This window comes from Paenibacillus sp. P4_A7, assembly GCF_056402455.1.
Genome location: NZ_JBFUHJ010000637.1, coordinates 1 through 2,372, shown reverse-complemented (window position 1 = coordinate 2,372; position 2,372 = coordinate 1). Strand labels below are relative to the sequence as shown.

At 48.5% G+C, this 2,372-nt stretch carries 5 protein-coding genes; all 5 read left to right on the top strand.

Features of this window, described 5'->3' with window-relative positions:
• Nucleotides 1-95: 95 nt before the first annotated feature.
• The gene (locus tag AC1DWN_RS32260; protein WP_475810489.1) at nt 96-362 is read left to right on the top strand and encodes a DUF2619 domain-containing protein; all 267 of its coding nucleotides are present in this window, start codon (nt 96-98) and stop codon (nt 360-362) included.
• Nucleotides 363-464: 102 nt separating this feature from the next.
• The gene (gene spoIIIAA / locus AC1DWN_RS32255; RefSeq protein WP_477562926.1) at nt 465-1,517 is read left to right on the top strand and encodes a stage III sporulation protein AA; all 1,053 of its coding nucleotides are present in this window, start codon (nt 465-467) and stop codon (nt 1,515-1,517) included.
• Nucleotides 1,514-2,032 (top strand): stage III sporulation protein SpoIIIAB, encoded by a 519-nt coding sequence (gene spoIIIAB / locus AC1DWN_RS32250; RefSeq protein ID WP_477562925.1) that lies wholly within the window; start codon nt 1,514-1,516, stop codon nt 2,030-2,032. The genes spoIIIAA and spoIIIAB overlap by 4 nt, the downstream gene beginning before the upstream one ends.
• Before the next feature lie 15 nt (nt 2,033-2,047).
• Nucleotides 2,048-2,251: a stage III sporulation protein AC gene (gene spoIIIAC / locus AC1DWN_RS32245; RefSeq protein WP_477562924.1), complete on the top strand. Its 204-nt coding sequence runs from the start codon at nt 2,048-2,050 to the stop codon at nt 2,249-2,251.
• Between the two features lie 38 nt (nt 2,252-2,289).
• A partial coding sequence (locus tag AC1DWN_RS32240) for a SpoIIIAC/SpoIIIAD family protein (RefSeq protein ID WP_477562927.1) occupies nt 2,290-2,372 on the top strand: 83 nt, incomplete at its 3' end.

Sequence of the window (2,372 nt, the reverse complement as noted above, 5' to 3'; positions counted from 1 at the left end):
CGCTTATACTCTGCCTATATTTCACCGCGAAACGAGCTCAAGCCGCCAAAGGAAGGCATCAGCCGTTTACGTTTGCCGAAGGGAGGTTGTTCCCAATGTTGAACAAAATAGTTTTGAGTATGGCATCGCTTCGACTCATGTCTGGCACGATCGAGATTTTGGCTGCGCTGCTTATGCTTCGCTTAAATCAGATTGATAAAGCTCTGGTAGTCAATTCATCACTTGCCCTTGTAGGGCCTCTGATTCTGATAGCAACAACAACAATAGGACTGGTAGGTCTATCTGATAAGCTGTCACCTACTAAGTTTCTATGGGTAGCGGGAGGCATTATTTGCTTAATGATCGGTATTCTAAAAAAATAATAGATTGCAACTCTAGTATTTTGACTGTTCTGGAGTCATATTTTCACGAAGTACGCATACAAATGGAACTACGAAGGACAAACATCAGGGAGTGAGATTATCATGCTGGCACGCATTATTCACTTATTGCCATTGGAGCTGAAGACGCTGCTAGAGCGGCTTCCTGAACAGATGCAGGAGCAGCTCGAGGAAATTCGAGTTCGAGAGGGACGACCTCTTGAGATTTGTTTTCGCGGTCAGTCTCGTTTTATGGCTAGCGATGGAACTTTGCGTCAATCAGCTGATGGAGCATACAAGCCCTCTGCTGATGTTTGTCGCAAGCTGCTAGAGCGGATAACCAACTACTCCTTATATGCGATGGAGGAGGAGCTGCGCAGAGGCTTTATCACCGTATCGGGAGGTCATCGAATTGGTCTTGCCGGGAGAACGATATTAGACAGCGGCTCAGTTCGAGGAATACGCGATATCGGCGCTTTCAACATTCGGGTTGCCAGAGAGGTAATCGGAGCAAGTGTTCTTCTACTGCCGAAGCTAGTCGATCGTGTGAGAAAAACCTTACATTCTACCCTCATCCTAGCACCGCCCCAGCAAGGAAAAACGACATTAGTTCGCGACATTGCAAGATCCGTTAGCTATGGGTTGTGGCCGATGCATGAAGGAACGGGCTGGCAAGGCAGAAAGGTCGGCATTGTTGATGAACGATCTGAAATTGCGGCTTGTGTTCGGGGTATACCAACCTTTGACGTTGGCCCRCGGACGGATGTCATGGATGCTTGTCCGAAAGCAGAAGGAATGATGATGCTGCTCCGTTCCATGTCTCCCGAGGTGCTGATCGCGGATGAAATCGGACGGCCAGAGGATGGAGAAGCCATACGTGAAGCTAGTCATGCTGGTATAAGTGTAGTAGCCACTGCGCACGCCTATGATTTACAAGAGGCGAGAGGCAGGCCTGTTCTGCGAAAGCTGCTCGATGATGGAGCATTCACATACGTTGTAGAGCTAAAGCGAACAGTTGAAGGTACGATGCATCGTGTGGTGTTGGCTGATCCAAGCGGGCGCTCTGCGTCTGCACGAGATCCTTCGCTGACACTGCTTCCACAAGCTGATGACTCGGCTCCTGCATACTCTGGCCGGTTTAGAGCGGATGATCCGTGATTAAGTTGATAGGTGCGGTGCTCATATTGTTCGCAGGAACTATGATTGGCTTTCAGCAGGCGTCAAGATTAGTCGAGCGTCCCCGTCAATTGCGTCAGCTGGCACATGCTCTTCAGAGGCTAGAGACAGAAATCAGTTATGGACAAACGCCGCTTCCAGAAGCGCTTGTGAGAACCGCCGATGCAGCGCCTGAGCCGCTATCTACCTTATTTCGCAAAGCGGCGAATGGTATTTGGGAGACAGAAGGTCTTTCCTTCCGCGAGAGCTGGGAGCAGGCARTTAAATCACACTGGGGAGCAACGTCGATGAGAAGCAATGAGCAATCGGTGCTGATACGGCTTGGCTCAACGCTCGGCATTAGTGATAAGGAAGATCAAATCAAGCATTTGCGCCTTGCGTTAATACAGTTGAAGACAGAGGAGGACGCAGCGAGAGACGATCAAGGGCGTTACGAGAAGATGTGGAAAAGTCTCGGTATTTTGATCGCTGTGCTGATCGTCATTTTGATGGTGTAATGGGGTGCCGCACAGATGAGCATGGATGTGAGCGCTATTTTCCAAATTGCCGGAATCGGTATTGTGATCGCCATGATCCATTCGGTTTTGAAGCAGATGGGAAAGGAAGATATGGCGCATTGGGTAACTGTCATTGGTTTTGTTGTCGTGCTGTTCATGGTTGTTCGTCTGTTAAATGAATTGTTTCAAGAAATAAAATCGGTATTTTTGTTTCAGTAGATGCTTTCAGATGGATGCGAGCTAGTAGGTGACTGCACATGGAAATGATTCAAATCGTCGGGCTAGGACTGATGACTACTATACTCATACTTGTCATTAAAGAGCAGAAGCCGATGTTTGC

Excerpts from the sequence above, each read along its gene's own strand:
- AC1DWN_RS32260 (WP_475810489.1), top strand. The coding sequence starts at position 96 with ATGTTGAACAAAATAGTTTTGAGTATGGCATCGCTTCGACTCATGTCT.
- spoIIIAC (WP_477562924.1), top strand. The coding sequence starts at position 2,048 with ATGAGCATGGATGTGAGCGCTATTTTCCAAATTGCCGGAATCGGTATT.